The sequence below is a fragment of the Kitasatospora sp. NPDC056138 genome, from assembly GCF_042264695.1.
GTDB lineage: Bacteria > Actinomycetota > Actinomycetes > Streptomycetales > Streptomycetaceae > Kitasatospora.
This window is the reverse complement of record NZ_JBHJVK010000002.1, coordinates 1-25,844: the sequence shown is the minus strand read 5'-3', so window position 1 is coordinate 25,844 and position 25,844 is coordinate 1. Positions and strand designations below refer to the sequence as shown.

Genomic DNA, 25,844 nt, shown 5'->3' with positions numbered 1-25,844 from the left:
CCGGCCGCCGCACCACGCACCGGGCCCTGTGGCCCGAAGGGGGAGGGCCCGGTCGATCGGGTGCTTCGGCCCCGGACGGCGCGGGAACCTCAGCGGCGGCGCAGAGCGCGGACCAGGACCACCGCACCGCCCAGCAGTGCCACCCCGCCGCCGATCACCCAGGGCATCGCGCTGCGCTCACCGATCGGACCGACGCCGACCGGGGCCGCGTCCGGACCACCCCAACGGGTGGCGGCACGGGCACGGGCGCTGCGCGTGGGCGGGGCGGGTGCGTACCGGCCCCGGGGCGGGGCGTGGTCCACCTCCTCGGCCGAGCGGCCGACGATGCTGCGGCGCACCGGGCCGGTGAGCGGTTCGTCCGGTGAGCCGAGGCCTTGCTCGTACTCCTGCTCGAACTCGAAGTCGAGGCCGGCCGGGGAGTCGGGGATCTCGACGGCTGCCTCCGCCGCCTCATCCACCTCCTGGGCCCCATCGGCCTCCTGGGCGGTGTCGGCTTCACCGGCCGTGCCGGCCTCGTCGGCTGCACCGCTCTCGTCGGCCCCGGCCGACGTCTCCGCCTCTGCCCGGTCCGCCTCCGCTTCCTGCTGCGGCTGGTCCGCCCCGGCGGGCCGCTCGGCGGCGCTCTGAGCCCCGATCGCCTCCGCGGCGCCTTCCACGGGTTCGTGCGCGGCCGCTCCTGCGGCCTCCTCGCCGGTGCCCTCCTCGGTCGCTTCCCCGCTCGCCTCGTCGGCCGCGGATCCGGTGACGGCCTCCGGCACGGCGGGCTCCTCCTGTGCCTTCGAGAAGACGGTCTCGTCCGAGAACGGGATCAGGTCGGAGAGGTCCTCGTCGAGGTCGCTGCCGAAGCCCGGGGCGTGGGCCTCCAGGTACACGACGGTGGCGCCGGGCGGCTCCTCGCCGCCGGCCTCGACGGCCAGCGCGGCGGTGAACCGGTCCAGCAGGCGGCGGCCCGCGGCGGCCAGGGTGGCGGTGTCCAGTTCGGCCAGCCGGCCGGTCGCGCTCAGGTCGCCGGTGAACCGGACGGTGGTGCTCTTGTCCTCGTCGCCGCTCTCCGTCACGGAGATGCGCACGGTGGCGCTCGCCTCGCCGCTGCCCCGGGACTCCTGGCCCTCGGCGAACGCGGTGAGGACACCCTCCCGCCCCTCGATCAGCGAGAGCACGCCCCGGTAGGTGATGGTCGAGCCGCCGATCCGCAGCCGGAGCCTTCCGCCGATCTCGTCGCCGAAGGCGTACCGTGCGGCGGCCTTCTTGGTGTTCTTCCGGCCGCCCTTGCCGGACTTCCTGGTGTTCTTCTGGGTGTCCGGGGCGGCGCCGGCGTCGGCTTCCTCCTCGGCGTCGGTGCTCAGCCCAGGGACGCAGCGGACCAGCAGTTCCGGATCCTGCATCGCCTGCTGGACGACGGTGGCCGGCAGCGGGACGACAACCTCATGCTCCATGCCCGCGAGCCTACCGACCCGTCCGGCCGGGACGAGAGCTAGCGGGCAGGTTCGTCCGGCCGGGGCGGCCCGGTCGCCCGACCGGCTCACGTTGTGCGTTCGTGCAGCTGCGGTGGGTGGCGCAACGGTCGGCCCGCTGCGACCGCCGGGCCGCCGACGGTCAGCCGAGCAGCGTGATCGGGGCCGGGACCTCGGACGGACGGCGGTCGGCCAGCAACCGGGCGGCGGTGCGCAGCCCCTCGGCCGTCAGCGAGCGCGGTGCCGGGGCATCCGTGCCGAGGTCCAGGACGGGCTGCTCCCGGGCGGCCAGCACGAAGGCCGGACCGGGGAGCGGTTCCCCCGAGCAGTGGTGCGGACCGCCCGCTCCCTCGTACGGGACGGTGCGCAGCCCGGCCTCCCGCAGCCCGGCCTCGGCCGACCAGAGCGCGGGTCCGACCGGGCCGGTCCGCACCGCCAGACGCCCGTGCGGTGCCAGGTGGCGCGCCGCGAGGCCGTAGAACTCCAGCGACGCGTACTTCTCGCCGCGACGCCCTTCGGCCCCGGGCAGGTCCGAGACGACCACGTCGAACGGCTCGTCGGCCGACTCCCGGTCGGAGCGCAGCCAGTGCAGCGGGTCGGCGGCGACCAGCCGGACGCGCGGGTCGTCGAAGGCGTGCTCGCTGAGTGCGCTGAGCGCCGGGTCGTCCCGCACCAGGGCGGGCAGCGCCGGGTCCTGCTCGACCACCACCACCGACCGGACCCGGGCGTGCCGCAGCACCTCGCGCAGTGCCAGGCCGTCCCCGCCGAGCACCAGGACCCGTGCACCGGGACCGGACGCCAGTGCGGGGTGCACCAGCGCCTCGTGGTCCCGGTACTCGTCGGGGCCGCAGACGGCCAGTCGGCCGTCCAGGAGCAGTTCCAGCGGCGCGGTGCCGTCGAACGGGGCGGTCCCGCGTCGCGGCGGTACCCGGCGGGCGGCCTTGGCGGCGTCCGCAGAGGCGGCATCGACGGCGGCGTCCGCAGAGGTGGCATCGGCAGGCCGGGCGGGCCCGCTCAGCACGATCTCCTGGAACCGGCTCTGGGTCGCGAAGCGGACCTGCGTGCCGTAGAGGGCGTGCCGGGCGGCCCGTTCGATCGCGCCGGTGAAGGCGGCCGCGGCGGCCAGGGCGGCCAGCACCAGGCCGCAGCCGGTCCAGAGCAGCAGCCGGGCCCGGGGCGGCGGCTCCTCGCGGAAGAGCCAGAGCACCACGGCTGCTCCCGCGACGGCGTTCACCGCTCCGGTCAGCAGTGCCCCGGCGGCCTGGCCGAAGGTGGGCAGCAGCAGGAACGGGAAGGCCAGCCCGCCGATCAACGCGCCGACGTAGTCGGCGGCGAACAGGTCAGCGGCGGCACGCCCCGCGTCCTCCCGGCGGATCCGCTGGATCAGTGTCATCAGCAGCGGGATCTCGGCCCCGATCAGCACACCGATCACGAAGGTCATCCCGACCAGACCGGCCGTGGTCGCCCCGTACCGGTCGAGCCAGGCCCAGCAGGAGTACAGCACCAGCACCGAGAGGCCGCCGACCAGGGCCAGCGCGCACTCGATCACGGCGAAGGCCGTGGCCGGGCGGCGGGCCATCCGCTTGGCGAGCAGCGAACCGACGCCCATCGCGAAGACCATGACCGACAGCACCACGGAGGTCTGGGTCACCGAGTCGCCGAGCAAGTAGCCGCCGAGGGCGACCAGTTCGAGCTCGTAGACCAGACCGCACGCCGCACAGACGAACGCGGCGAGCAGCACCAGCGGCCGGGCGGGCCGACGCAGCCGTCCGCTCGGTATGGCGTCCCGGGCGCGGATCGCCCGTGCCCCGATCTGGCCGATCAGGGCAGGGTCTTCGGAGTCGAGGCCCGGCTGCACCGGCGGTCCCGCCGATTGGTTGATCATGAACAAACGCTAGGCGACGTACGGCATCGGAGGCTGCGCCCATTCGACGGACAATGCCGCACGCGGAGTTGACGACTCACCAGCACGGATTACCCGCGTGACCCGTCGGAGTGAACTCCCGGACCATGCGCGCCCGAAGGAACGCCGCGCACCACCAGGGAGGAGCGGGTGCAGACCAGGCGGCCCTCCTGCGGGTACGCGTGCCAGGTCCGCCACAGGACGTGGTCCGGGTCGCCCTGGGCCATCAGGGCGGTGAAGGCGCTCGGGTCGCCGGGGAAGATCCCGGCCAGCGCCCGGGGGTGCCCCTCGACCAGCGCCAGCAGCTCCTGGGCCCGCGCGGCGAAGATGTGCGGCGGGAGCTCCTCGATCCGGGCGGCGAACTCGTACTCCCAGCCCGCCACCTGCTTGGCCACCCGCGCCGGCAGCGGGGTCTGCCGCCCCGGCATGCAGGCGACGGTCTCCAGGCACTCGCCCGGCCCCGCCGCCAGGATCACCTGGTGCGAGGCGCCGAGCAGGCGCAGTTGCAGGGTGCCGCCGGCCAGCGGCGTCCGGGCGTCCTGGCCCGCTCGGCCGTCCCGGCCGTCCGGGCCGCCCCGACCGTCCTGGGCCGCTTCGCCGTCCCGGAAGTCCGGGGTGTCAAGTCTCAGATTGCGCACCGCGAGCGCGGGCAGCGGATCGCCGCCCAGGCACCAGGCCAGGTCACCGGCGCGGGTGTCCGTGTAGGAGGTCTGCAGTGTGGTGAGCATGCTCGGCTCCGCGTTTCAGCTCCGTGCGCGCCGGCCGAGCAGCATCAGACTCCGCCGATGGGCGAGCTGTTAGAGGCTGTGCGGTCCCTGGCGCGGCCGACCGTGGAAGGAAGGATTCCGGCTGGAGATTCAGCAGCAGAGAAGCACGAATTCTCCGGGTCCGTCAGGGATTTACCCATCTTTGTCGGGCATTCACCGTTCCGGACGCAGCCGCGTTCACGGTCTGATCGGAGCAGGGAACGACTCTGTCCGATGCGCGCCCATTCGCGCAGGGTGTGCGCCGTGCAAGCCTCGCGCGCGCTTCGCACGCCTGGGGGCCGGTGGGGGCAGAGGGGCTGTCGTGAGCCGCGCGCTCCCCTATGTCGAAGATCGGATCAGAAGCCTTTCCTGCAAAGTACTTTCATGGAAAGCAGCTTTCTGCAGATGACCGACACGGCTCCACCACTCACCGCCCCATCCGCCCGCCGCCTGCGCGGCCGTCAGCTGCCGGTGGCGGACATTCGTACGCACGAGTGCCGGAAGCGCGCACCAGGGCGACTGGTTGATCAGTCTGATGATCAGAGCGTCCGTCTGTTCTGTCCCGCTCCTGTGCGGCGGCGAGCCGGTCCAGTCGATCGAGTCACCGTCGGAGCCCGTGTGGATCACGGACCCGATGGGTCTGAACCGGCCTGACAGCGATGAGGGTCAGTGTGTGAACGAGTCCAGCACGTCCGTGAGTTGGCCGAGGAGATGACAGGGGCCAGGACGACACGGACCGCTGCTGAAGAACCTGGCCGGAGCCCATGGGGTTCTCCTGCGACGCTCTCACCGCGCGGTGGGGCCAGGCGTCCACCAGCCACATGACCGTACTGATCGATTGCTGTGGCGTCTTGGCGGCCGGTCTGGCGGTCACGGCTGGGGCGGTCGTCGTGGCCAAGGGCGCGGTGATTGCCCAACTGGTTGCGACGGCAGCCCAGATGGCCACTGCAGCTGCCGCTTCGGTGGCCACGTTGGGCGCGGCGGCAGCGGCCGAGGCGTTGATCGGCGAGGTCGGAAAGCGGATCGTGAACGCGATCAGCCAGGAGATGGAGAGCGTCGTCACCGGCGAGTTGGCCTCGACGGTGGTCGAGCTCTTCCGGGTGGCCATTCAGGAAGCGGTGCCCGGTTGGTGTTCCACGGTCTCGGCCACCGCTTGATCGGTTTGATGATCAGGGGTTGGGGTTGTGCTGTCCCAAGCCCTGTTGCCAGATCGCATGGAACGGTTCGGGTGCCACGCGCGTTCATATGTTCTGTCATGAATGGGGGGATCTGGACTTGTCGATAGAGCTGCCGTCAGAACTCGTGTGGATCATGGATCTAATGGGCCTCAACTGGCCTGACATCGATGAGGACGAGTTGCGTGAGTGGGCCCAGCACGTCCGGGAGTTCGCCGAAGGGATGGCGGAGTCCCATGGCGACACCGACATCCTGCTGAAGAATCTCGGCGGAGCATACGAAGGCGCCTCCTACGAGGCGCTGATGAGCCGTTGGGGGCAGGCGTCCAGCGGGCACCTGACAGTCCTGATCGACTGTTGCGGCGTACTGGCGACCGGCCTTGAGGTCGCGGCCGGTGCGGTCGTCGTGGCCAAGGGTGCGGTGGTTGCCCAACTGGTTGCGATGGCAGCCGAGATGGCGGCAGCAGCCGCAGCAGCAGTGGCGACGATGGGGGCCGCCGCAGCGGCCGAGGCGTTGATCATCGAGGCCGGAAAGCGGATCGTCAACGCGATCATCCAGGAAATCGAGAGCGTCGTGATCGGTGAGTTGGTCTCCACTGCGATCGAGCCCTTCCAAGCAGCTATCGAGCAGGCCGTCTCCGGGTTGGTCTTCCACGGTGTCGAGGCGGCGCTGGGTACCGGGGGTGGTGCATGAGTGGGGGCTTCAGGGCCGATCGGGAGGCACTTGGCCAGGCCGGTAGGAAGGCGCACGAGCACGCGGAGCGGGTGGAGCGCCACTCGCGCAACCTGGACTCGCGGACCAGGGGAAAGGTGCTGGGGAGGGGCAAGCTCGGTCAGGTCGTGCAGAAGGCTGTCCGGCCGGTTATCGACTCGATGATCGGGGACATGTCGAAGGCGATGGCGGGCGCCCATCGCTCGATCGGGCGTGGTCTGGAGATCACGAAGAAGAACCTCGACGAGGCAGAGAGTGCTGTCCACAAGAGCCTGATGAGTAACGGCACTTCGCTCGGCAAGCACGGGGTGAAGCTGGCCCCGGGGCAGTCCGTGCCTGGGAAGAAGGGGCTCCGTGCTCTGTACCAGCGTCGGGTCGACGAGCGGATCGGCGAGCTGGAGCGGCAGGGACATGGCGTGGGTCGCCACCTCAAGGTGACAGACCAACAGCTGAAGGATCGGTTGGGTCGCCCGATCGAGGAGACGGTGAACGTCCCGCAGAAGCCGAAACTCAACGATCGCGGTTTTCCCGTGAAGCAGCCGCCGAAGCAGGTTATCCGCTGGGCCAAGGATGAGGACGGGTTCATCCGATCGAACGAGAAGATCGACCCGTTGCACGGGCCTGACGCGCATCAGCGCCTCAGTCCGCCGCAGCTTTACTATGACAAGGAAAAGAGGGATAGGCACGGAAACCCGATGAACCATACCTGTGACCGGTATTCAACGGCGTTCAAGGACAAGGAGTCGTTCATGTATGCGGAGCGCTATGCGCATGATCGAATACCGGCTGGACCGCCCTATGAGGTCAAGTTCTCGCCGAGTGACGTCTGGGGTCCCGGCGGGCATCAGGGAAAGTTTCGAGGGTACTATATCGACCCGGACAATCCGATGTCAGGCAAGAAGATCAACTATCGGGAAGTGAACTTCAAGGGGGCTGAGATCATCGCGGTGTACAGGCCGGACGGTAAGGGCGGGTTCAATCTCCACACGATGTTCCCGCAGCCGAGCACGAGGCACAATCGGACCCGTCATCAGGGGTTGCTGTGATTGGTGAGTCCTGGAGAGGGGAATGTGCGAGATGAAGGTGCCGCCGGTTCGCTGGAGTTTCTGGGATGTTCCCGGCTGGCAGCAGGACGAAAGAATCCGGAGGTTCTACCGATCCTGTTTCGGTCTTGAGATGATCCATGAGATCGACGAATTCAAGGCGTATGCCGCTGACGGAAGTGAGTTCGCGCACCGCGTCCAGGTCAGCTTGGAATACCTGCTGGAGCAGCAGCCCGCTTCGACGAAGGACTGGCTGGGTCTCACCGGATTCCAGTTCTTCTCCGAGGGGGAGCTCTACGGATATTTGCTCGATGTCTACGACTACTTCTACGGAAACCGGGTGGACCCGCCGACGGTCCCCGATCCGGATCGCCACCCGCCGGACGACCGCCGCTTCTGGTCGGAGTGGAAATGATGCCCCGACCGTGCGAGATGATGGATCCCCGACCGCGCAGCGACTGGAGCGTCAGGCATGCCCCTTCGAGATGAACTTCCGCCCCGTACCGGCCCGTGGGCCAGCCGTTTCGATTCCGAGGAGGCGCTCGTCCAGGCCGAGGACGCGTTGCGGGCGGCGGCGCTGAAGGGGCACGACCTCGCGCCGATCCTTCCGTTCGAGGCGGTCTACGGGCGATTTCTGGACTGCCTCGGTAAAGCCACGGCGATTGCGATCGACCCGGTGAATCCGTACGGCCCCGATGGTGAGATCAATTACGTCTACGGGGATTTCATGACGCTCGGCCTGCTGTACGGCGTGTACCGTCCGGCCGCGGGCGTGGGTCCGGACGGACCGGCCGACGAGGATCAGCTCTGGAACACCACCCTCTACCCCTACCCGGGTGGGGCGATCGACCCGACCACCGTCCCGCTGGCCGAACTCGGGCTCGACGTGCCCGGGGTCGATCGGCGTTTCGTCCACTTCTGTGCCGGTCTGCTCGGGGTGGAGGCGGTGGACGATCTCGGCATGCTGCGGGAGACCTTCGACGCCGCCTGGCCCGACTACCGCGAGACCGTCCGGTCCGGGCTGCTGCACCTCGTGCAGCAGCGGCCGCTGACGGTTGATCAGTGGTACCGGCTCACCTACGTCCGATTCCCCGACGAGCAGGAGCTGACGGTCTATCTCGCGCAGGTGTACGCCTACCTGTTCGACGGGTTCGAGGCCATGCCGCTGGCGCCGCAGTAGACCCGGCCACGGTTGCGGTCAGAGCCGCTGGAGGCGTTTGACGGCTTCCTGCAGCACCTCGTCCTTCTTGCAGAAGGTGAACCGGACGAGGCTGCGTCCGGCCTCGGTGTCGTCGTAGAAGACCGAGTTGGGGATGGCGACGACGCCGCAGCGTTCGGGGAGGGCGCGGCAGAACTCCAGGCCGTCCTTCTCGCCGAGCGGGGTGATGTCGGTGGTGATGAAGTACGTGCCCTGGGGGCGGTGGACCTGGAACCCGGCGGCTGACAGTCCGTCGGCGAGCAGGTCGCGCTTGCGGGCGAGGTCGGCGCGGAAGTCCTCGAAGTAGCTGTCGGGCAGGCGCAGGGCCTGGGCGACGGCGTACTGGAAGGGGCCCGAGCTGACGTAGGTCAGGTACTGCTTGGCGGTGCGGACGGCTGCGACCAGCGGCGCGGCGGCGGTCACCCAGCCGACCTTCCAGCCGGTGAAGGAGAAGGTCTTGCCGGCGGAGGAGATGGAGACGGTGCGCTCGCGCATGCCGGGGAGGGCGGCGAGCGGGTGGTGGGCGCCGCTGAAGACCAAGTGCTCGTAGACCTCGTCGGTGACGACCAGGAGGTCGTGTTCGACGGCGAGGCGGGCGATGCCGGCGAGCTCGTCGGGGGTGAGGACGGTGCCGGTCGGGTTGTGCGGGGTGTTGAGCAGCAGCAGCCGGGTGCGCGGGGTGATCAGGGCGCGCAGCTCGTCCAGGTCGGGGCGGAAGCCGGGGGCGCGCAGGGTGAGGGGAACGCGGACGGCGCCGGCCATGGCGATGCAGGCGGCGTAGGAGTCGTAGAAGGGCTCGAAGGCGATCACCTCGTCGCCGGGCTCCAGCAGGGCGAGCAGGGCGGCGGCGATGGCCTCGGTGGCGCCGGCGGTGACCAGCACCTCGGTGTCGGGGTCGTAGGAGAGGCCGTAGAAGCGCTGCCGGTGCTCGGCGACGGCCTGCCGCAGCTCGGGGATCCCGGGGCCGGGCGGGTACTGGTTGCCGTGCCCGGTCAGTACGGCCTGAGCGGCGGCCTCGGCGATCTCGCGCGGGCCGTCGGTGTCCGGGAAGCCCTGTCCGAGGTTGATCGAGCCGGTCGCGGTGGCCAGCGCGGACATCTCCGCGAAGATCGTCGTACCCAGCCCCGCCAGCCGGCGGTTCAACAGCGGCCTCGCACCCATCCCGGCTCCTCACAGCTCGTCGTCGGGTGTCATCCTCCGGCCACGGACGGTGTCAGGACAAGCCCCCCGCGGTGAGTGTCGGGCAGGACGCGACGGGCCCGCCACCCCAGGTCGGGGTGGCGGGCCCGTGGCCGTGTGCGGGTGAGGTCAGCCCTCGTCGGAGACGTCGCCCTCGCCCTCGCCCTGCTCGCCCTCGATCTCCTTCTGCAGGCCGAGGCGCTCGACGATCCACTGCTCGAAGCCGACCGCGGCCTGGGTCCAGTTGGCCGTGGTGGTGACGAAGTAGTCCAGGTTGACGCCGGTGCCGACGATCATCTGGGCCTCGCCGATCAGGCGGACCACGCCGTCCTCGTGGGTGTGGGTGTAGACCTTGGGCCAGAGCGTCTCGCGGTTCCACTCGTCGATCAGGTCGAGGATCTCGTGCTTGTCCTCGAGCGGGTACGCGCGGTCGTAGAAGGCGCGGACCGCGAAGAGCTCCTTCTGCTCGCCGCGGAACATGTAGTAGACGCGGAAGCCGTCCCAGGGCGCGGTGAGGTCGCCCTCATCGTCCACCAGGTGCTTGAGCTGCATCTGGTCGAGCAGCTGCGTCACCAGGGCCTGGTCGGGGACCACCACGGGCGGCGGGCCGGCCGGGCCGCCACCGGGCTGGCCGCCCTGCGGGGGCTGCGGCGCGCCGAAGGAGGGGATGGACGACGGGTCGATGCTCATGATGGGAGGTCCTTCGTATTCTCAGTTCACAAGGGTGGCTGGGACTGAGGGGCCGCCCTTCCATGTCCCCATCCTGCCTCATTCCCGGCCCGCGACACAGGGGACGGCCGCGCGTCCGCCCGGAAGATCCGTAACCGGCCGGTTTGACCGTCCCGGCAGCTCCCGGGACGGGGCCGGGACGTGCGTGGTCCCGGCCCCCGAAGGGTTGCCTCTCCAGCCCCGGGGGGTCACTTCTCCAGTGAGGTGACCGGGTGCCGGGACCGTACGGCGAGCCGGTCGCCCGCCTCGTCGCGCTCGACCACCACGGTGTCCCCGTCGCGGACCTCGCCGGACAGGATCGCCCGTGCCAGCTGGTCGCCGATCGCGGACTGCACCAGCCGCCGCAGCGGCCGGGCCCCGTACGCCGGGTCGTAGCCGGTCAGTGCCAGCCAGTCGCGGGCCGCCTCGGTGACCTCCAGGGTGAGGCGGCGTTCGCGCAGCCGCTCGCCGAGCCCGGCGACCTGGAGGTCCACGATCCGGCTCAGTTCGGCGGTGCCGAGGGCGTCGAAGACCACGATGTCGTCGAGCCGGTTGAGGAACTCGGGCTTGAAGGCGCCGCGCACGGTGTCCAGCACCAGCGCCTTCTTGCGCTCCTCCGGGGTGCTCGGGTCCACCAGGAACTGACTGCCGAGGTTGGAGGTGAGGATCAGGATCGCGTTGCGGAAGTCCACCGTCCGGCCCTGGCCGTCGGTGAGGCGGCCGTCGTCCAGGACCTGGAGCAGGACGTCGAAGACCTCCGGGTGGGCCTTCTCCACCTCGTCCAGCAGCACGACGCTGTACGGACGGCGCCGGACGGCCTCGGTGAGCTGGCCGCCCTCCTCGTAGCCGACGTACCCGGGCGGGGCGCCGACCAGGCGGGAGACCGAGTGCTTCTCGCCGTACTCGCTCATGTCGATCCGGACCATCGCCCGCTCGTCGTCGAAGAGGAAGTCGGCGAGGGCCTTGGCGAGTTCGGTCTTGCCGACGCCGGTCGGGCCGAGGAAGAGGAAGGACCCGGTCGGGCGGTCCGGGTCGGCGAGACCTGCCCGGGTACGGCGCACGGCGTCGGAGACGGCCCGCACGGCCTCGGTCTGGCCGATCAGGCGGCGGCCCAGCTCCTCCTCCATGCGCAGGAGTTTGGCGCTCTCGCCCTCCAGCAGGCGGCCGGCCGGGATGCCCGTCCAGGAGGCGACCACATCGGCGACGTCGTCCGGGCCGACCTCCTCCTTGACCATGGAGGTGCCGGCGTCCTCGTCCGCCGCCCTGGCCTGGGCGTCCGCCAACTCCTGCTCGGCGGCGGGGATCTCGGCGTACATCAGCTTCGAGGCGCGCTCGAAGTCGCCGTCGCGCTGGGCCCGTTCGAGCAGGCCGTGCAGGTCGTCCAGGCGCTCCTTGAGCTCGCCGACCCGGTTGAGGCTCTTCTTCTCCTGCTCCCAGCGGGCGTTGAGGGTGCTCAACTGCTCCTGCTTGTCGGCGAGATCGCGGCGCAGCCGGTCGAGACGCTCGACGGACGCCGGGTCGGACTCCTTCTCCAGCGCCAGCTCCTCCATCCGCAGCCGGTCCACGGAGCGCTGGAGCTGGTCGATCTCGACCGGAGAGGAGTCGATCTCCATCCGCAGCCGGGAGGCGGCCTCGTCCACCAGGTCGATCGCCTTGTCGGGCAGGAAGCGGGCGGTGATGTAGCGGTTGGAGAGGGTGGCCGCGGCGACCAGGGCGGCATCGGCGATCTGCACCTTGTGGTGCGCCTCGTACCGGCCCTTGAGGCCGCGCAGGATCGCGATGGTGTCCTCGACGCTCGGCTCGCCGACCAGGACCTGCTGGAAACGGCGCTCCAGCGCGGCGTCCTTCTCGATCCGCTCGCGGTACTCGTCCAGCGTGGTGGCGCCGACCATCCGCAGCTCGCCGCGGGCCAGCATCGGCTTGAGCATGTTGCCCGCGTCCATCGCGGAGTCGCCGCCGGCCCCCGCGCCGACCATGGTGTGCAGCTCGTCGATGAAGGTGACGACCTGGCCGTCGCTGGACTTGATGTCGTTCAGGACGGCCTTCAGGCGCTCCTCGAACTCGCCCCGGTACTTGGCGCCCGCGACCATCGCGCCGAGGTCCAGCGCCACCAGCCGCTTGCCGCGCAGCGACTCCGGCACGTCGCCCGCGACGATCCGCTGGGCCAGCCCCTCGACCACGGCGGTCTTGCCGACGCCGGGGTCGCCGATCAGCACCGGGTTGTTCTTCGTCCGGCGGGAGAGCACCTGCACCACCCGGCGGATCTCCTGGTCCCGGCCGATCACCGGGTCGAGCTTGCCGTCGCGGGCGGCCTGGGTGAGGTCGGTGCCGTACTTCTCCAGCGCCTTGTACGTGCCCTCCGGGTCGGGCGAGGTGACCCGGGCACTGCCCCGGACGTCCTTGAACGCGGCCAGCAGCGCCTTGGCCGTGGCGCCGTGCTGCTTCAGCAGATCGGCGACCGAGCCGCCCTCGGCGGCCAGGCCGACCAGGAGGTGCTCGGTGGAGAGGTACTGGTCGTCCAAATCCTCCGCGCGCTTGCCGGCCTCGGTGAGCACCGCCATGGTGTCCCGGGCGAGCTGCGGGGCGGACACGGTCGAGCCCTGGGCACTGGGCAGCGCGGTGAGCTGCCGGCGGGCGGCGGCGGTCACGGCGGCGACGTCCGCGCCGACGGCTTCGAGCAGCGGGCGGGCGATGCCCTCGGGCTGCTCCAGCAGGGCCAGCAGGACGTGCACCGGCTTGACGTCCGGGTTACCTGCGGCGCTGGCCTGGCGGATCGCGGCGGACAGGGCGTCCTGCGTCTTGCTGGTGAACTTGCCGGCATCCACTGTTTGCATGCTCCTCTCATCGGTGTGACTCGTACGGCATGTGACTCATGCAGCATGCACTAAGTTGAGTCTATTCCACTCAGCTTTCCGAACGCCAGGGTGCGGCGGTCCGTGCGTGGCGGTCCGTGCGCGACGCGGTGCCCGGGTGCCGGGCCGGGACTCCTGATCCCCGCGTGCCCCGGGTCCTCACCCCGGCGCCTGGCCGCGTCTGCGGGTGAGCCCGAGGAGGGTGCGGGCGGGCCCGGCGGGGCGGTGGCCGGTGGGCCAGACGGCGCGCAGCGGGCGGTGCAGGTCGATGCCGTCCAGCGGGACCGACACCAGCCGTCCGGTCGCCAGCTCCTCGCCCACGGCCAGTTCGCTCAGGCAGACCGGTCCGGCGCCGGTCATCGCGGCGGCCTTGAGGGCGGTGGTGGAGGCCAGTTCGAGCCGGGGCGGCGCCGTACCGCCGAAGGGTGCCAGTGCCCGGTCGAGCACCTCGCGGGTGCCGGACCCGGGTTCGCGCAGGACCAGCGGGGTCGCCGCGAGCTCCGGCCCGGTGATCGCCGAACGGCGGGTCCACGGATGGCCCGGCGCGACCACGACCACCAGCCGGTCGGCGGCCACCACCGCGCCGGAGAGCCCGGGGGGTGTCCGCGGGCCCTCCACGAAGCCGAGGTCCGCGTGCCCGGCCAGCACATGGGCGGCGACATCGGCGGAGTTGGCCGTCCGCAGCGTCACCGCCGTACCCGGACTGGCCTCGTTCAGGGCCAGCAGCCAGCCCGGCATCAGGTACTCGGCGACGGTCAGGCTGGCCACCACCCGCAGCCGGGCGTCCCGGCTCCCGCGCAGCGCGTCGATGCCCGCGTCCAGCGCCTGGGCCGCCTCCACCACGTGGCGGGCCCAGTCCACCACCAGCTGCCCGGCCTCGGTCGGACGCGAACCGCGCGGCGACCGCTCCAGCAGTGCGACCCCGATCTGCCGCTCCATCCCCTTGATCCGCGCGCTCGCGGCCGGCTGGCTCACGCCCAGCTCCGCCGCCGCCCGGCCCACGCTGCCCAGCCGGGCCACCGCGAGCAGCAACTCCAGCGCGCCGAGTTCGGGTACGTGCGGGGAGAGGGCCATAGAGCCAGGCTATGTCCCCATAGGCCGGGCCGCGCTACCGCGCCCCCGACCGGCCCGGCACGGTGGGGTCATGGCCACCCTCAGCACCGACCCCCTCCCGTCACCGCCGCTCGGCACCGACCCCGGCCCGTCGCAGCCGCTCGGCACCGACCCCCGCAATTCCTCGGCCGACGGCTCCGCGCCCCGCCCCTCGGCGTACCGGCTCGACCTCGCCCAGCTCGGTCCGAACTGGTACGCCGCCGTGATGGGTACCGCGATCGTGGCCAACGGGTCGGCCGCCCTCCCGCTCCACCTGCCCGGACTGCTCGGCTTCGGCGAACTGGTCTGGCTGCTCTCGTCCGCCGCCCTCGCGCTGCTGGTCGCCGGCCGGGCCGTGCACTTCCTGCGGCACCGCGAGGCCGCCCGCGCCCAGCTGCTGGACAACCCGGCCACCGCCGTCTTCTACGGCTGCCCGCCGATGGCGCTGCTCGCCGTCGGGTACGGCACCCTCGCCCTCGGCTCCCGGCTGATCGGGACGGCCCCGGCGGTCGCCGTCGACCTGGTGCTCTGGAGCGTCGGAACGGTGTACGCGATCGCGGTGGCCGCCGGCATCCCGTACCTGATGATCACCCGGCACGAGCTCTCCGCCCTCAAGGCCAATCCCACCTGGCTGCTCCCGGTGGTCGCCCCGATGGTGGCCGCCGCCCTCGGCCCGGCACTCGTCCCGCATCTGCCCGAGCCGTGGCGGGCCGCCGTGCTCTACGGCTGCTACGCGCTGTTCGGCGCCAGCCTGCTGGCCGTGCTCGCGCTGCTGCCGGTGGTCCTCGCCGGGCTGGTGCACAGCAAGCTGCCCGCGCTGGTGCTCACCCCGTCGCTCTTCCTGGTCCTCGGCCCGCTCGGCCAGTCCACCACCGCCGTCAACCAGCTCGCCGACGCGGCCAGGCTCGCCGCTCCGCCGCTCGCCGGGGCCGCGAGCGCCTTCGCGATCCTGTTCGGCACCGCCATGACCGGCTTCGCACTGCTCTGGCTCGGCATCGCCGTGGCCGCCAACCTGCGGGCCTGGCGCGCCGAGATGCCGTTCGCGATGACCTGGTGGGCCTTCACCTTCCCGATCGGCACCATGGTCACCGGCAGCGCGGGCCTCGCCCGCCACACCGGCTTCGGCGGCTTCACCGCCCTCGCCGCCGCGCTGTACCTGCTGCTCCTCGCGGCCTGGGCGGTGGCCGGTACCCGCACCGTCAGCGGCCTCGCGGCCGGGCGGCTGCTGCGCTGAACCCCGACAGCCGACAGCCGACAGCCGACAGCCGACAGCCGACAGCCGGGCGCCCGGCTGTCGGCTGTCGTGTGTTGTGTGTCGTGTGTCGGACCTCGACCGTCCGGGAACCCGTACCGAACGACCGTTTGGCCGGCTGTCAAGACAGCCTCCGCCTACCGCAAACAGCAGTGAACCCGTACAAATACCCTGATCGGCGCACCGGTTGCGCTGCAGGTTCCTGCACTTGCGCGAACCTGCAGCACAGCGCCACTTGTTCCACCGTCGCCGCACTGTGAGGGTGGAGCCACGCCAGGTCGTCCAGGCAACCGCAGCCTGAGGACGGCGACTTGCTCTTCGCCGTCGGTGCGCAGGTCACGACCATGCCGACGCATCGGAGTGAGGAGCGCCGGCTGGGACGCCATGTGTGGTGATGGCCCCCGGAGCCGGAGCCGGCGAGGCGTTGCTGCTCCGCCTCGCTGGAATCGCCTCGGCAATGGCGTGCCGCGGTGGGCTTCCCAGGGGCTTCAGAGTGCGACCGCGCCTGGCCGGGGAAGCCCGCCGCCACGGGGCTCCAGCACTTTCGCCGGTCGAGCCTGCTGAGATCATGATCAGACGGCAGGGGACAGCGGGGAACGGCAGAGGGAAGTCGGCAGGGAGTGCTCGAAGTGGCTGCGGATCCGAAGGCGGACCAGGGACCCCGAATGCCCGGTGCCGCCGCCCGCCGGTTCTACCTGGCGGTGCTCGCCGAAGGCGGCCGGATACCGGCCGGCAGCGTTCCCCGAGCCGACCGGGCGGCCCGCGACGAGCTGGTCCGCATCGGCCTGCTGGTGGAGAACCCCGTCGGCGACTCGTACCTCGCGGTCAGCCCGCGCGCCGTCGCCGAACAGGCCGGCGTCAGGATGCGCTCGCAGGCCACCCGACTGCTGCTGGAGGCCGAGGGGCTTCCGGCGGCCCTGGACGGGCTGGCCCGCGCGTACGACTCCGTCCCGAGAACCCCCGGGCGGCCGCCGGCCCCCGTGGTCCTCGAAGGTGCCGAGCAGATCCGCCACCGGATCGCCGAGCTCGTCGCGGACTGCAGGCACGAGCTGCTCACCGCACAGCCGGGACCGAGGAACCCCGAGACCATGGCCCTGGCCCTGCGGCAGGACCTCGGCCTGGTGCGGCGCGGCGCTTCGCTGCGGGTGCTCTACCAGCCGCAGGTGCTGGCCGAACCGGCCACCGTCGACTACGCGGTCGCGATCACCGAGCACGGCGGCGACATCCGGATCCTGGACGAGCCGTTCCAGCGGATGATCATCGTGGACCGTGCCGTCGCCGTCGTCCCGGCGGCCGACGACCACCCCCGCGCCGCCTTCTTCACCGACCCGGCCGCCCTGTCGTTCCTGCTCGCCGTCTACGACCGCGACTGGGCCAGGTCCGAGACCGCCCGGTGGAGTGCTCCGAAGGCGCGGCCCGGCACCCGGTCCGTCCTCGACCGGGTCGCCCGCCTGCTCGCCGCCGGCCTCACCCAGCGGGCCGTCGCCGCCAGGCTCGGCCTCAGCGAGCGCACGGTCGCCGGCCACATCGCGCGCCTGCGGGCCCACTACGGCGCCCAGACCCTCTTCCAGCTGGGCTGGTTGATGCGGGGTGAGGGCTGTGGTGAGTGAACCGAGCGCCCTCGCGCTGCCTTCCGAGTCCGAGCGCGGGCTGTACTTCGCGGTGCTGGAACAGGGTGGCCGGGTGCCGTTCCGGGAGGTGTCGGAGGCCGACGCCCCGTCGGTGCTGCGGCTGCTGGAGCTGGGTCTGCTGGTCCACCACACCGAGGACGCCTCGCTGACGGCGGTGAACCCGCGCTCGGTGGGTGAGCGGATCAGCACCCGGCTGCGGGCCGAGGGCACCCGGATGCTGGTCCAGGCCGAGCAGATGCCCGCGCTGCTGGGGGAGTTGACGGAGGCGTACGACTCCTCCCCGCGCAAGGTCGCCAGGTCGAGCGAGGTGCAGCACGTCGACGACAAGGAGGAGATCCGCCACCGGATCCTCCAGCTCCAGGCCGACTGCCGGGCGGAGGTACTGCTGGCCCAGCCCGGGGCCAGGCCGGCCGCCGTCCTGGTCGACGAGCGGGAGCGCCAGCGGGCCCGTCTGATGCTGGAGAACGGAGTCCGGGCCAAGCTGCTCTACCAGCCCACGGCCAGGGCAGACGAGGCCACGGCCGAGTACGCCGCCACCATGAGCGGCTGGGGGATGAAGGTGCGCATCCTCACGGAACCCTTCGCCCGGATGCTCGTCTTCGACCGGACCGTGGCGGTGATCCCGGCCGCGGCCGACCACAGCAGCGCGGCCTTCATCGAGGACCCGGCAGTGGTCGCCTTCCTGGTGGGCGTGTTCGAGCGGGACTGGGAGCGGGCCGAGCGGGCCCGGTGGCGGACCGGGAGCAGTGCCGCGGGCCCGGCCCACGACCAGGTCGGCCGGCTCCTCGCCCAGGGGCTGACCCAGCGCGTCATCGCGACCCGCCTGGGGCTGAGCGAGCGCACGGTCGCCGGCCACATCTCGCGGCTGCGCGAGCTGCACGACGCCGAGACGCTGTTCCAGCTCGGCTGGCAGATGCGGGGGAGCGAGGTGCCGCCGGGTGAGTGACCAGTCGTGGTCAGCCCGTCGCGACCTCGGGCGACCAGTAGCCGAAGGGGCCGGGCACCTGGGGCTCCTGGCGGGGCGTCGGGAAGGCGTCGCCGGGGGCGGTCCAGAAGCCCTCGCGCAGCGACAGGGCCATGCCCGCCCAGTCGAGCGCGGTCTCCACGGTGTGGCGCAGCGCCTCCTGCGACCAGGTGTCGTCGAAGACCAGCGGCAGCACGGGCGCGACCTGCTCGATGGTGGCTATCAGCGGGTTGTGCGTGATCGCCTCGTCCACCAGCAGCACCACCGGCTTGCGCAGCGCGGAGGCCCAGCCGAGTTCCAGGCTCACGCCGGCCGAGAGCGGGGCGCCGACGTAGGCGAAGACCAGGTCGGCGGTCTGCAGTGCGCGGAAGTCGGACGGCACCCGGGGCTCCGGCGCGCGGCCTGCCACCGTCCAGGCGTCGCTGTGGTGAGCGCTGTAGACGGCCGCGCCGCTGCGCAGCAGCGTCGAGCGGAGGGTGGTCAGCCTGGTCCGGCTGGCCAGGGTCACCACGCTGTCGGCCGGCCCGGTCAGCCGCATCAGCGGTGCGGCCAGGAACACCCGAGCACGCCGACCCTCGGGGGTCTGGACGGCGCGCTGGCGCAGGTAGGGCTCACTCATGTCGACTCCGGGAAGGAAAGGCCCGAGGGTGCCAAGTCCTGGTGGGCGGTGTGGTTATTGGGAATGCTGCTGCACATTCGCTGAGGTCAGAACTATTAGGCATGTCCACGCCACTGACGCTCGCCCCCGTACAGTGACCATTCCGACCGATTGGACGGTGCACTGATCGTCTCGGTGAGGACGGCCTCGCGTCCACTAGCACCTGGTGTCATCTCCCTGCCTGGCAGTGAGATGACACGCCCGACGCACTACTGGCTGGTCGTCAGAGCTGCAAAAGTTGCGTCTGGTGCATAGGGTGTAGGCCGCCGCCGTCTGCTGACGGCCCGTGGGTCCCGCGGGTGTTGGCCGGCTCGGCGACTCGAATATGGTGGAGCCGGCAAATACCGCATCGGTTATTGAAGGGAAGTGGTCCCCGTGCTTAAGGCGCGTCGTTTCGTGACCTCAGTCATACTCGCCGGGGCGACCGTTCTGCTCAGCGTGGCGCCGGCGCATGCTGTCGATGTTATCTGGACCCGTGCCACGGTCGGGACTCACCAGCCTGCGCCGGTGTCCGGGACGAACCACGCCGCGCTGGCGCAGTCCCCGGCCGCCGACGTGATCTGGACCTGACGAGACCGGGTTACTCCGCGGCGCTGTCGCCGAAATGCGGAAGGCTGCGATGGCTCTCCGACATCTTCCAGCCGAGCTGGAAGAGCGTTTCGGCGTCGTGCTCCTCACGTAGCTCGGCTATGTGTCGTGCCAGTGTGCGTTCGCTGAGTCCCAGGCTGCGGGCGATGACACGATGTCCGACCCCCTGAAGCATCATGCGAATGATGTTGCTTCGAAGGCGTGAGACCACTTCGGGGGGTACATCGTTGCCGCCGAGAAACGGTATGGCCCGTTCCCAGCAGGCATCGAATTGATTGACCAGGAAGGCGACGACGGCGTCGTCCTGAACCACCGCCGCCCGTTCGGTGTCACCGTCGAAGGGAATGACCGCGACCAGGCGGTCGACGACGATCAGGCGGGTAAACGGTTCGCCCAGGGTGCGTACCTGGCCGCCTTCCTTCGTCATTGCCGCCACGTACTCCCTGGTCGGAGCCGAGTAGCGGGTGCTGGGCTGGTAGATCGTCCGGCGGGTGACACCGCGGCGGAGCATGTTGACATCCAGCTCGATCGCGGCGGCGGTCGGGAAGGAGCGCGCGCCTCCGCCAGGCTGGGCGCTGAGGACCTCCTTGGTACTGCTCTCCATCAGCTCCGCCAGTCGCCGGTTGATCTCCGTCTTGCCGTGGATGTGTTCGACGGGGCCGCCACTCTGGGACGCGTGTCCCATGTGGCCGTACGCCTGGCTCAGTTCGTGGAGGTCTGCCGGCAGCGCTGCCGCCCGGGTCAGCAACTCGAGAGCTCTGCGCTGCCAGGTGGCGGTGAGTCCGGCCGCGAGCTGTTTGGGGTCGACCGCGACGAGGACCCCGGGATCGTCCATGTCCGGCACGAGGAGCCCGATGTCGACCAGTTCCTTCAGGTGCGCATCGTTGTCGGCTCCAGGGCCGGCGGGGACCAGCCGCCCGTTGGCGCTGACGGCGGCCTTGTACAGGGCGCGCGCACCGGCGGACAGTCCGACATGACCAGTCGATGCGAGACCGGGATCCTCAGCCCCACCCATCCGTCGCTCCTCGCTGTCGGCTGAACTGGTGTGCCTAGTGAGACGTTTCTGCAGATCCTAGGCGTCGGCCCCGCGCGGCAGCTGCTGTGCCCCACGGAGGACGGAAGCCGCTTCGGACCGCACTCTCTCACCGTAAGCAAGCCGCCGGCACCCCCCGACAGGAGGATGACCGGCGGCTGGCTGTGACGGCTTGGTTCGTTCTACCGCTTCGGGCGCCACACCACCAGGGCGCTGGACTGCTGGACCTGCTGGTACGGGACGAGGTCGCGGCGGTAGGAGGCGTGGACGGCGGCCTCGCGCTGCTGGAGGGTGGCGGCGGCGTCCTCCAGGGAGCCGGCCAGTTCGGCGATGCGGGACTGGAGCGCGGTGACCTGGTTCTCCAGCTCGATGATGCGCTTGATGCCGGCCAGGTTGATGCCCTCGTCCTGGGACAGCCGCTGGACCTCGCGCAGTTGCTGGATGTCGCGGGCGGAGTAGCGGCGGCCGCGCCCCGCCGTCCGGTCCGGGCAGACCAGACCGAGGCGGTCGTACTGGCGCAGGGTCTGCGGGTGCAGCCCGGAGAGCTCGGCCGCCACCGAGATGACGTAGACCGGGGTGTCCTCGGTCAGCACGTAGTTGGCCCTGCCCACCGGGCCCGGCCGGGCCGCGGCGGCCCGGCCGGGGCGGGGACCGCCCGGGAGGCCCTCGCCGAGCCCGACGCCGATCGGGTTGCCCGGGCCGATGTGGTCCTGGTTCATCTGGTCACGCTCCCTCCGCCGCCTTGAAGAGGGCGGCTCGCGGGTCGTCCGAGGCGGTGGCCTCGCGATAGTGCTCCAGTGCGTTCAGTGCGTCGCCGGTGACGTTCCTGGGCACCATGACCTCCACGGTGACCAGGAGGTCGCCGCGGGTGCCGTCCTTACGGGTGGCGCCCTTGCCACGGGCCCGCATGGTGAGGCCGTTGGCGCTGCCGGGCGGCAGCTTGAGCTTCACGGCGGGACCGCCCAGGGTCGGCACCTCGATGGTGCCGCCGAGCGCGGCCTCGGGGAAGCTGACCGGGACCGTCACGGTGAGATTGTCGCCCTTGCGGCCGAAGACCGGGTGCGAGTCCACGTGGACGGTGACGTACAGGTCGCCGGGCTGGCCGCCGCGCTCGCCCTGGGCGCCCTTCCCCTTGAGCCGGATGCGCTGGCTGTCCTGCACCCCGGCGGGGATCCGGACCTGCATGGTGCGCGCGGAGCTGGCCCGGCCGCTGCCGTGGCAGACGGTGCAGGGGTCGTCGACGAGCATGCCGCGGCCCTTGCAGTCGCGGCAGGGCTCGGAGAGCGCGAAGGCGCCCTGGCCCCGGCTGACGGTGCCCGCGCCGACGCAGGTCGGGCAGACCCTGGGCGTGGTGCCGGCCTTGGCCCCGGTGCCCGAACAGACGCGGCACGGCGCCTGGCTGGTCATCCGGAGCGGGACGGTGGCACCGTCCACGGCCTCCTCGAAGCTGAGCGTGACCTCGGTCTCGACGTCCGCGCCCCGGCGCGGCTGGGCCTGCCGGGTGCCGCCGCGGTTGAACAGCCCGCCGAAGACGTCGCCGATGCCGCCCCCGCCGCCCTGCGAGCCGCTGAACAGGTCGCCGAAGTCGAAGTTGTAGTTGCCGCCGGCCGGGCCGCCGCCGCTGCGGAAGCCCCCGGAGCCGAACAGCGACCTGGCCTCGTCGTACTCCTTGCGGCGCTTCTCGTCCGAGAGGACGTCGTACGCCTCGGAGATGTCCTTGAAGCGCTCCTCGGCCTTGGCGTCACCCTTGTTGGCGTCGGGGTGGAACTCCCGGGCCAGCTTGCGGTACGTCTTCTTGATCTCGGCTGCGGTGGCGTCCTTGGGCACCCCGAGGACCTTGTAGTAGTCCTTCTCCACGTAGTCCTTGGTGCTCATGGCTGCCGCCACCTCCCAGGCCAGAACATATAACGGTCAGTGATTCCGGATACGGCGCTGCGGAGCCGGCCGTCGTACTGGTGGACGACGTACGACTCCGCAGCGCACAGGGTGTCAGCTTTCGGCCGCACCGTCAGCCTTGTCGGACTCCGACTTCTCGGAGGCGTCCGGGCCGGAGGCGGTCTGGCTGCCGGGCTGGGGCTCGGCGACCGCGACCATCGCCGGGCGGATGATCCGCTCGCCGATCCGGTAGCCCGGCTGGAGGATCTGCACACAGGTGTCCTCGGTGACGTCCGAGGAGTAGCTGTGCATCAGTGCCTCGTGCATGGTCGGGTCGAAGGGCTCGCCCTCCTTGCCGAACTGCTGGAGGCCCAGCTTGGCGACGACCGTCTCCAGGTTGTCGGCGACGGACTTGAAGCCGCCCGTCACCTCGCCGTGCTCACGGCCCCGGCCGATGTCGTCCAGCACCGGGATCAGGGTCTCCAGGATGTTGGAGACCGCGATCTCACGGACCGTCATCCGGTCGCGCTCGACCCGCTTGCGGTAGTTCTGGTACTCGGCCTGGAGGCGCTGCAGGTCGGCGGTCCGCTCGGCGGCCTCGCGCTTGGCAGCGGCGAGCTCGTCGGCGGAGGCACCCGTGACGGCCTCCTCGGCGGCCTTGAGGACAGCCTCCTCGGCGGCGGAGTCGTCGCCGGGCTTGCCGCCCTGCGGCTTCTCCGTCATGCCGCACCGCCCTTGGGCTTGTCCTCGTCGACGATCTCGGCGTCGACGACGTCGTCGTCCTTGGCGGCACCGGCGGCGGCGTCACCGGCCGGGGCGCCGGCGGCCTCGTTCTGCGCGTAGAGGGCCTGGCCCAGCTTCTGCGCGGTGGTGGAGACCTTCTCGGTGGCCTCGCGGATCGCCGCGATGTCCTCGCCCTTGAGCTTCTCCTTGAGCTCGGTGATCGCCGTCTCGACCTCGGTCTTGACGTCGGCCGGGAGCTTGTCGGCGTTGTCGGCGATGAACTTCTCGGTCGAGTAGACGAGCTGCTCGCCCTGGTTGCGGGTCTCGACGGCCTCGCGGCGCTTGGTGTCCTCCTCCGCGTACTGCTCGGCCTCGCGGCGCATGCGGTCGACCTCGTCCTTCGGCAGCGAGGAGCCGCCGGTGACGGTCATCCGCTGCTCCTTGCCGGTGCCGAGGTCCTTGGCGCCGACGTGCATGATGCCGTTGGCGTCGATGTCGAAGGTGACCTCGATCTGCGGCAGGCCGCGGGGGGCCGGCGGCAGGCCGGTCAGCTCGAACATGCCGAGCTTCTTGTTGTACGCGGCGATCTCGCGCTCGCCCTGGTAGACCTGGATCTGCACGGACGGCTGGTTGTCCTCGGCCGTGGTGAAGATCTCCGAGCGCTTGGTCGGGATCGTCGTGTTGCGCTCGATCAGCTTGGTCATGATGCCGCCCTTGGTCTCGATGCCGAGGGACAGCGGGGTGACGTCGAGCAGCAGGACGTCCTTGACCTCACCCTTGAGGACACCGGCCTGCAGGGCGGCGCCGATGGCGACGACCTCGTCCGGGTTGACGCCCTTGTTGGCGTCCTGACCGCCGGTCAGCTCCTTGACGAGCTCGGCGACGGCCGGCATGCGGGTGGAGCCACCGACCAGGACCACGTGGTCGATCTCGGACAGCGCGATGCCGGCGTCCTTGATGACGTTGTGGAACGGAACCTTGCAGCGCTCCAGCAGATCGGCGGTGAGCTGCTGGAACTGGGCGCGGGTGAGCTTCTCGTCCAGGTGCAGCGGGCCCTCGGCGGAGGCCGTGATGTAGGGCAGGTTGATCGAGGTCTCGGAGGACGAGGACAGCTCGATCTTGGCCTTCTCGGCAGCCTCACGCAGACGCTGCAGGGCCATCTTGTCCTTGGACAGGTCGACACCGTGGCCGGCCTGGAAGGTCTTCACCAGGTGGTCGACGACGCGCTGGTCCCAGTCGTCACCACCGAGGTGGTTGTCACCGTTGGTGGCCTTCACCTCGACGACCCCGTCGCCGATCTCCAGCAGGGAGACGTCGAAGGTGCCGCCGCCGAGGTCGAAGACCAGGATGGTCTGGTCGTCCTTGTCCAGGCCGTAGGCCAGGGCGGCCGCGGTGGGCTCGTTGACGATGCGCAGGACGTTCAGGCCCGCGATCTCGCCGGCCTCCTTGGTGGCCTGGCGCTCGGAGTCGTTGAAGTACGCCGGGACGGTGATCACCGCGTCGGTGACCGTCTCGCCCAGGTACGCCTCGGCGTCGCGCTTCAGCTTCTGCAGGATGAAGGCGCTGATCTGCTGGGGGTTGAAGTCCTTGCCGTCCAGGTTGATCTTCCACCCGGTGCCCATGTGGCGCTTGACCGAGCGGATGGTCCGGTCGACGTTGGTGACCGCCTGGCGCTTGGCGACCTCGCCGACGAGCACCTCGCCGTTCTTGGCGAAGGCGACGACGGACGGCGTGGTCCGGGCGCCCTCGGCGTTCGTGATGACGGTGGGCTCGCCGCCCTCCAGAACGCTGACGACCGAGTTAGTCGTACCGAGGTCGATACCGACCGCACGTGCCATCGTGGATACCTCCGACGAGAAGTTGAGCTTTACGGGCTCAAGCATGCCCGACGCTTCGGGGGCCGTCAACAGCCATGAGCCGGCATCGCTCAACTTTACTTAGCGCTTATGTGTGCGACCCCGTGCGGCCAATGGGGTGAGTGTGTCCTTAGTGACTGCCGCCATACCCTGAGCATCTTCTGGGCCGACGGCGACCGCCGGTAATCTCCGGCCAGGTCTAGCCTTGAAGTTACCGACCAGTACACTCAGCAGAACCTTGACATCCTTGACACCAGCCGCTGGAGACGGAGAGCGATGCAGCTAGCAGCGATCGTCATCTCGCTGGTCACTTTCGTGATCGGCACCGCGCTCGCCGCCCGTGCGGCGATGTACATCTACAAGGTGGTGCGAACCGGGGCACCGGACTCCACCAGGTTCGGCCAGCCCGCACAGCGGGTGAAGACCGTGGCGGTCGAGTTCGTCGGCCACACCCGGATGAACCGCTGGGGCGTCGTCGGCGTCGCGCACTGGTTCGTCGCGGTCGGCTTCTTCACCCTCGGGCTCACCCTGCTGACCGCCTTCTTCCAGCTGTTCGACGCCGAGTTCGTACTCCCGGTGCTCGGCGGCTGGCTGCCCTACGAGCTCTTCACCGAGCTGGTCGGCACCATGACCACGCTCGGCATCGCGGCCCTGATCGTGATCCGGCTGCTCAGCCTGCCGTCCAAGGCCGGCCGCAAGTCCCGGTTCGCCGGCTCGATCGCCTGGCAGGCCTTCTACGTCGAGTACACCATCCTCGGCATCGGCATCTGCATCATGGTGCTGCGCGGCCTGGAGGGTGCGCTGGAGCACGTGGGCTCGTACGAGGCGAAGTTCCTGATCTCGTACCCGCTGGTGCTCGCGTTCAAGGGCCTGGCCCACGGCACCCTGGTCAACCTGATCTACATCTTCGCGATGCTGAAGATCTGCATCTCCTTCGCCTGGGCGATCACCATCGGCATCAACCCCTCGATGGGTGTGGCCTGGCACCGCTTCCTCGCCTTCTTCAACATCTACTTCAAGCGTGAGGAGGACGGCGACGTCGCGCTCGGTGCCCTGCGCCCGATGACCAGCGGCGGCCAGCCGATCGACTTCGAGGACCCGGCCGAGGACGCCGTCTTCGGCGCCTCCCAGGTCGAGCACTTCTCCTGGAAGGGCATCCTCGACTTCTCCACCTGCACCGAGTGCGGCCGCTGCCAGTCGCA

At 70.6% G+C, this 25,844-nt stretch carries 22 protein-coding genes and 1 pseudogene; 10 read left to right on the top strand and 13 right to left on the bottom strand.

Features of this window, described 5'->3' with window-relative positions:
* Positions 1 to 89: 89 nt before the first annotated feature.
* The 3 genes from ACFC1R_RS01670 to ACFC1R_RS01660 form a co-directional block, all read right to left on the bottom strand.
* Entirely contained in the window at positions 90 to 1,436 is a 1,347-nt protein-coding gene (locus ACFC1R_RS01670; protein WP_375930990.1) for a hypothetical protein, read from the bottom strand.
* Positions 1,437 to 1,596: 160 nt separating this feature from the next.
* Complete coding sequence (locus ACFC1R_RS01665; protein WP_375930987.1) at positions 1,597 to 3,339, bottom strand: spermidine synthase; 1,743 nt, start codon at positions 3,337 to 3,339, stop codon at positions 1,597 to 1,599.
* 89 nt (positions 3,340 to 3,428) lie between these two features.
* Positions 3,429 to 4,085, bottom strand: coding sequence for a DUF2617 family protein (locus ACFC1R_RS01660; RefSeq protein WP_375930984.1), 657 nt, complete (start codon positions 4,083 to 4,085; stop codon positions 3,429 to 3,431).
* 839 nt (positions 4,086 to 4,924) lie between these two features.
* On the opposite strand from ACFC1R_RS01660, the gene ACFC1R_RS01655 reads away from it, so the two are divergent.
* The 5 genes from ACFC1R_RS01655 (at position 4,925) to ACFC1R_RS01635 (ending at position 8,213) form a co-directional block, all read left to right on the top strand.
* Positions 4,925 to 5,260: a hypothetical protein gene (locus ACFC1R_RS01655; protein WP_375930981.1), complete on the top strand. Its 336-nt coding sequence runs from the start codon at positions 4,925 to 4,927 to the stop codon at positions 5,258 to 5,260.
* Between the two features lie 118 nt (positions 5,261 to 5,378).
* Positions 5,379 to 5,972 carry a hypothetical protein gene (locus ACFC1R_RS01650; protein ID WP_375930978.1) on the top strand — a complete coding sequence of 198 codons (594 nt, stop codon included), beginning with the start codon at positions 5,379 to 5,381 and terminating at the stop codon, positions 5,970 to 5,972.
* Entirely contained in the window at positions 5,969 to 7,036 is a 1,068-nt protein-coding gene (locus ACFC1R_RS01645) for a hypothetical protein (protein ID WP_375930975.1), read from the top strand. The genes ACFC1R_RS01650 and ACFC1R_RS01645 overlap by 4 nt, the downstream gene beginning before the upstream one ends.
* A 22-nt stretch (positions 7,037 to 7,058) precedes the next feature.
* Positions 7,059 to 7,448 (top strand): hypothetical protein, encoded by a 390-nt coding sequence (locus tag ACFC1R_RS01640; protein ID WP_375930972.1) that lies wholly within the window; start codon positions 7,059 to 7,061, stop codon positions 7,446 to 7,448.
* A gap of 57 nt (positions 7,449 to 7,505) precedes the next feature.
* Positions 7,506 to 8,213, top strand: a complete 708-nt coding sequence (locus ACFC1R_RS01635; RefSeq protein ID WP_375930969.1) for a hypothetical protein — start codon at positions 7,506 to 7,508, stop codon at positions 8,211 to 8,213.
* Positions 8,214 to 8,231: 18 nt separating this feature from the next.
* Here the strand turns inward: ACFC1R_RS01635 and ACFC1R_RS01630 are convergent, their stop codons facing one another.
* The 4 genes from ACFC1R_RS01630 to ACFC1R_RS01615 form a co-directional block, all read right to left on the bottom strand.
* Positions 8,232 to 9,392, bottom strand: coding sequence for a pyridoxal phosphate-dependent aminotransferase (locus tag ACFC1R_RS01630; protein WP_375930966.1), 1,161 nt, complete (start codon positions 9,390 to 9,392; stop codon positions 8,232 to 8,234).
* A gap of 147 nt (positions 9,393 to 9,539) precedes the next feature.
* Positions 9,540 to 10,100 carry a YbjN domain-containing protein gene (locus ACFC1R_RS01625; RefSeq protein ID WP_375930963.1) on the bottom strand — a complete coding sequence of 187 codons (561 nt, stop codon included), beginning with the start codon at positions 10,098 to 10,100 and terminating at the stop codon, positions 9,540 to 9,542.
* Positions 10,101 to 10,327: 227 nt separating this feature from the next.
* On the bottom strand, positions 10,328 to 12,943 hold the full coding sequence (clpB, locus tag ACFC1R_RS01620; protein WP_375931605.1) for an ATP-dependent chaperone ClpB: 2,616 nt from the start codon (positions 12,941 to 12,943) through the stop codon (positions 10,328 to 10,330).
* A gap of 186 nt (positions 12,944 to 13,129) precedes the next feature.
* Positions 13,130 to 14,044 carry a LysR family transcriptional regulator gene (locus tag ACFC1R_RS01615; protein ID WP_375930960.1) on the bottom strand — a complete coding sequence of 305 codons (915 nt, stop codon included), beginning with the start codon at positions 14,042 to 14,044 and terminating at the stop codon, positions 13,130 to 13,132.
* A gap of 70 nt (positions 14,045 to 14,114) precedes the next feature.
* On the opposite strand from ACFC1R_RS01615, the gene ACFC1R_RS01610 reads away from it, so the two are divergent.
* From ACFC1R_RS01610 to ACFC1R_RS01600, 3 genes are all read left to right on the top strand, one after another.
* Complete coding sequence (locus ACFC1R_RS01610; RefSeq protein ID WP_375930957.1) at positions 14,115 to 15,296, top strand: C4-dicarboxylate ABC transporter; 1,182 nt, start codon at positions 14,115 to 14,117, stop codon at positions 15,294 to 15,296.
* 683 nt (positions 15,297 to 15,979) lie between these two features.
* On the top strand, positions 15,980 to 16,924 hold the full coding sequence (locus ACFC1R_RS01605; RefSeq protein ID WP_375930954.1) for a LuxR C-terminal-related transcriptional regulator: 945 nt from the start codon (positions 15,980 to 15,982) through the stop codon (positions 16,922 to 16,924).
* Positions 16,917 to 17,891, top strand: a complete 975-nt coding sequence (locus ACFC1R_RS01600) for a LuxR C-terminal-related transcriptional regulator (RefSeq protein WP_375930951.1) — start codon at positions 16,917 to 16,919, stop codon at positions 17,889 to 17,891. The genes ACFC1R_RS01605 and ACFC1R_RS01600 overlap by 8 nt, the downstream gene beginning before the upstream one ends.
* Positions 17,892 to 17,901: 10 nt before the next feature.
* Here the strand turns inward: ACFC1R_RS01600 and ACFC1R_RS01595 are convergent, their stop codons facing one another.
* Entirely contained in the window at positions 17,902 to 18,528 is a 627-nt protein-coding gene (locus ACFC1R_RS01595; protein WP_375930948.1) for a hypothetical protein, read from the bottom strand.
* Positions 18,529 to 18,963: 435 nt separating this feature from the next.
* Here ACFC1R_RS01595 and ACFC1R_RS01590 point away from each other — a divergent pair, with 435 nt between their 5' ends.
* On the top strand, positions 18,964 to 19,137 hold the full coding sequence (locus ACFC1R_RS01590) for a hypothetical protein (protein ID WP_375930945.1): 174 nt from the start codon (positions 18,964 to 18,966) through the stop codon (positions 19,135 to 19,137).
* 10 nt (positions 19,138 to 19,147) lie between these two features.
* Here ACFC1R_RS01590 and ACFC1R_RS01585 read toward each other — a convergent pair whose 3' ends face one another.
* From ACFC1R_RS01585 to dnaK, 5 genes are all read right to left on the bottom strand, one after another.
* On the bottom strand, positions 19,148 to 20,170 hold the full coding sequence (locus tag ACFC1R_RS01585; protein WP_375930942.1) for a hypothetical protein: 1,023 nt from the start codon (positions 20,168 to 20,170) through the stop codon (positions 19,148 to 19,150).
* Between the two features lie 200 nt (positions 20,171 to 20,370).
* Positions 20,371 to 20,907 (bottom strand): heat shock protein transcriptional repressor HspR, encoded by a 537-nt coding sequence (locus ACFC1R_RS01580; protein ID WP_197085136.1) that lies wholly within the window; start codon positions 20,905 to 20,907, stop codon positions 20,371 to 20,373.
* Between the two features lie 4 nt (positions 20,908 to 20,911).
* Positions 20,912 to 22,063: a molecular chaperone DnaJ gene (dnaJ, locus tag ACFC1R_RS01575; RefSeq protein ID WP_375930938.1), complete on the bottom strand. Its 1,152-nt coding sequence runs from the start codon at positions 22,061 to 22,063 to the stop codon at positions 20,912 to 20,914.
* A 114-nt stretch (positions 22,064 to 22,177) separates the two neighbouring features.
* Positions 22,178 to 22,786: a nucleotide exchange factor GrpE gene (gene grpE / locus ACFC1R_RS01570; protein ID WP_045305255.1), complete on the bottom strand. Its 609-nt coding sequence runs from the start codon at positions 22,784 to 22,786 to the stop codon at positions 22,178 to 22,180.
* Positions 22,783 to 24,624 (bottom strand): molecular chaperone DnaK, encoded by a 1,842-nt coding sequence (gene dnaK, locus ACFC1R_RS01565; RefSeq protein WP_375930935.1) that lies wholly within the window; start codon positions 24,622 to 24,624, stop codon positions 22,783 to 22,785. Before dnaK ends, grpE begins: the two co-directional genes overlap by 4 nt.
* 294 nt (positions 24,625 to 24,918) lie before the next feature.
* Between dnaK and ACFC1R_RS01560 the strand changes: the two are divergent.
* A pseudogene (locus ACFC1R_RS01560) lies at positions 24,919 to 25,844 on the top strand (Fe-S oxidoreductase); the annotation flags it as partial.

Excerpts from the sequence above, each read along its gene's own strand:
- ACFC1R_RS01635 (WP_375930969.1), top strand. The coding sequence starts at position 7,506 with ATGCCCCTTCGAGATGAACTTCCGCCCCGTACCGGCCCGTGGGCCAGC.
- ACFC1R_RS01595 (WP_375930948.1), bottom strand. The coding sequence starts at position 18,528 with ATGAGTGAGCCCTACCTGCGCCAGCGCGCCGTCCAGACCCCCGAGGGT.
- ACFC1R_RS01670 (WP_375930990.1), bottom strand. The coding sequence starts at position 1,436 with ATGGAGCATGAGGTTGTCGTCCCGCTGCCGGCCACCGTCGTCCAGCAG.
- dnaJ (WP_375930938.1), bottom strand. The coding sequence starts at position 22,063 with ATGAGCACCAAGGACTACGTGGAGAAGGACTACTACAAGGTCCTCGGG.
- ACFC1R_RS01630 (WP_375930966.1), bottom strand. The coding sequence starts at position 9,392 with ATGGGTGCGAGGCCGCTGTTGAACCGCCGGCTGGCGGGGCTGGGTACG.
- ACFC1R_RS01665 (WP_375930987.1), bottom strand. The coding sequence starts at position 3,339 with ATGATCAACCAATCGGCGGGACCGCCGGTGCAGCCGGGCCTCGACTCC.
- dnaK (WP_375930935.1), bottom strand. The coding sequence starts at position 24,624 with ATGGCACGTGCGGTCGGTATCGACCTCGGTACGACTAACTCGGTCGTC.
- grpE (WP_045305255.1), bottom strand. The coding sequence starts at position 22,786 with ATGACGGAGAAGCCGCAGGGCGGCAAGCCCGGCGACGACTCCGCCGCC.
- ACFC1R_RS01640 (WP_375930972.1), top strand. The coding sequence starts at position 7,059 with ATGTGCGAGATGAAGGTGCCGCCGGTTCGCTGGAGTTTCTGGGATGTT.
- ACFC1R_RS01605 (WP_375930954.1), top strand. The coding sequence starts at position 15,980 with ATGCCCGGTGCCGCCGCCCGCCGGTTCTACCTGGCGGTGCTCGCCGAA.
- ACFC1R_RS01655 (WP_375930981.1), top strand. The coding sequence starts at position 4,925 with ATGACCGTACTGATCGATTGCTGTGGCGTCTTGGCGGCCGGTCTGGCG.
- ACFC1R_RS01660 (WP_375930984.1), bottom strand. The coding sequence starts at position 4,085 with ATGCTCACCACACTGCAGACCTCCTACACGGACACCCGCGCCGGTGAC.
- ACFC1R_RS01585 (WP_375930942.1), bottom strand. The coding sequence starts at position 20,170 with ATGGGTGGGGCTGAGGATCCCGGTCTCGCATCGACTGGTCATGTCGGA.
- ACFC1R_RS01645 (WP_375930975.1), top strand. The coding sequence starts at position 5,969 with ATGAGTGGGGGCTTCAGGGCCGATCGGGAGGCACTTGGCCAGGCCGGT.
- ACFC1R_RS01615 (WP_375930960.1), bottom strand. The coding sequence starts at position 14,044 with ATGGCCCTCTCCCCGCACGTACCCGAACTCGGCGCGCTGGAGTTGCTG.
- ACFC1R_RS01580 (WP_197085136.1), bottom strand. The coding sequence starts at position 20,907 with ATGAACCAGGACCACATCGGCCCGGGCAACCCGATCGGCGTCGGGCTC.
- ACFC1R_RS01625 (WP_375930963.1), bottom strand. The coding sequence starts at position 10,100 with ATGAGCATCGACCCGTCGTCCATCCCCTCCTTCGGCGCGCCGCAGCCC.
- ACFC1R_RS01610 (WP_375930957.1), top strand. The coding sequence starts at position 14,115 with ATGGCCACCCTCAGCACCGACCCCCTCCCGTCACCGCCGCTCGGCACC.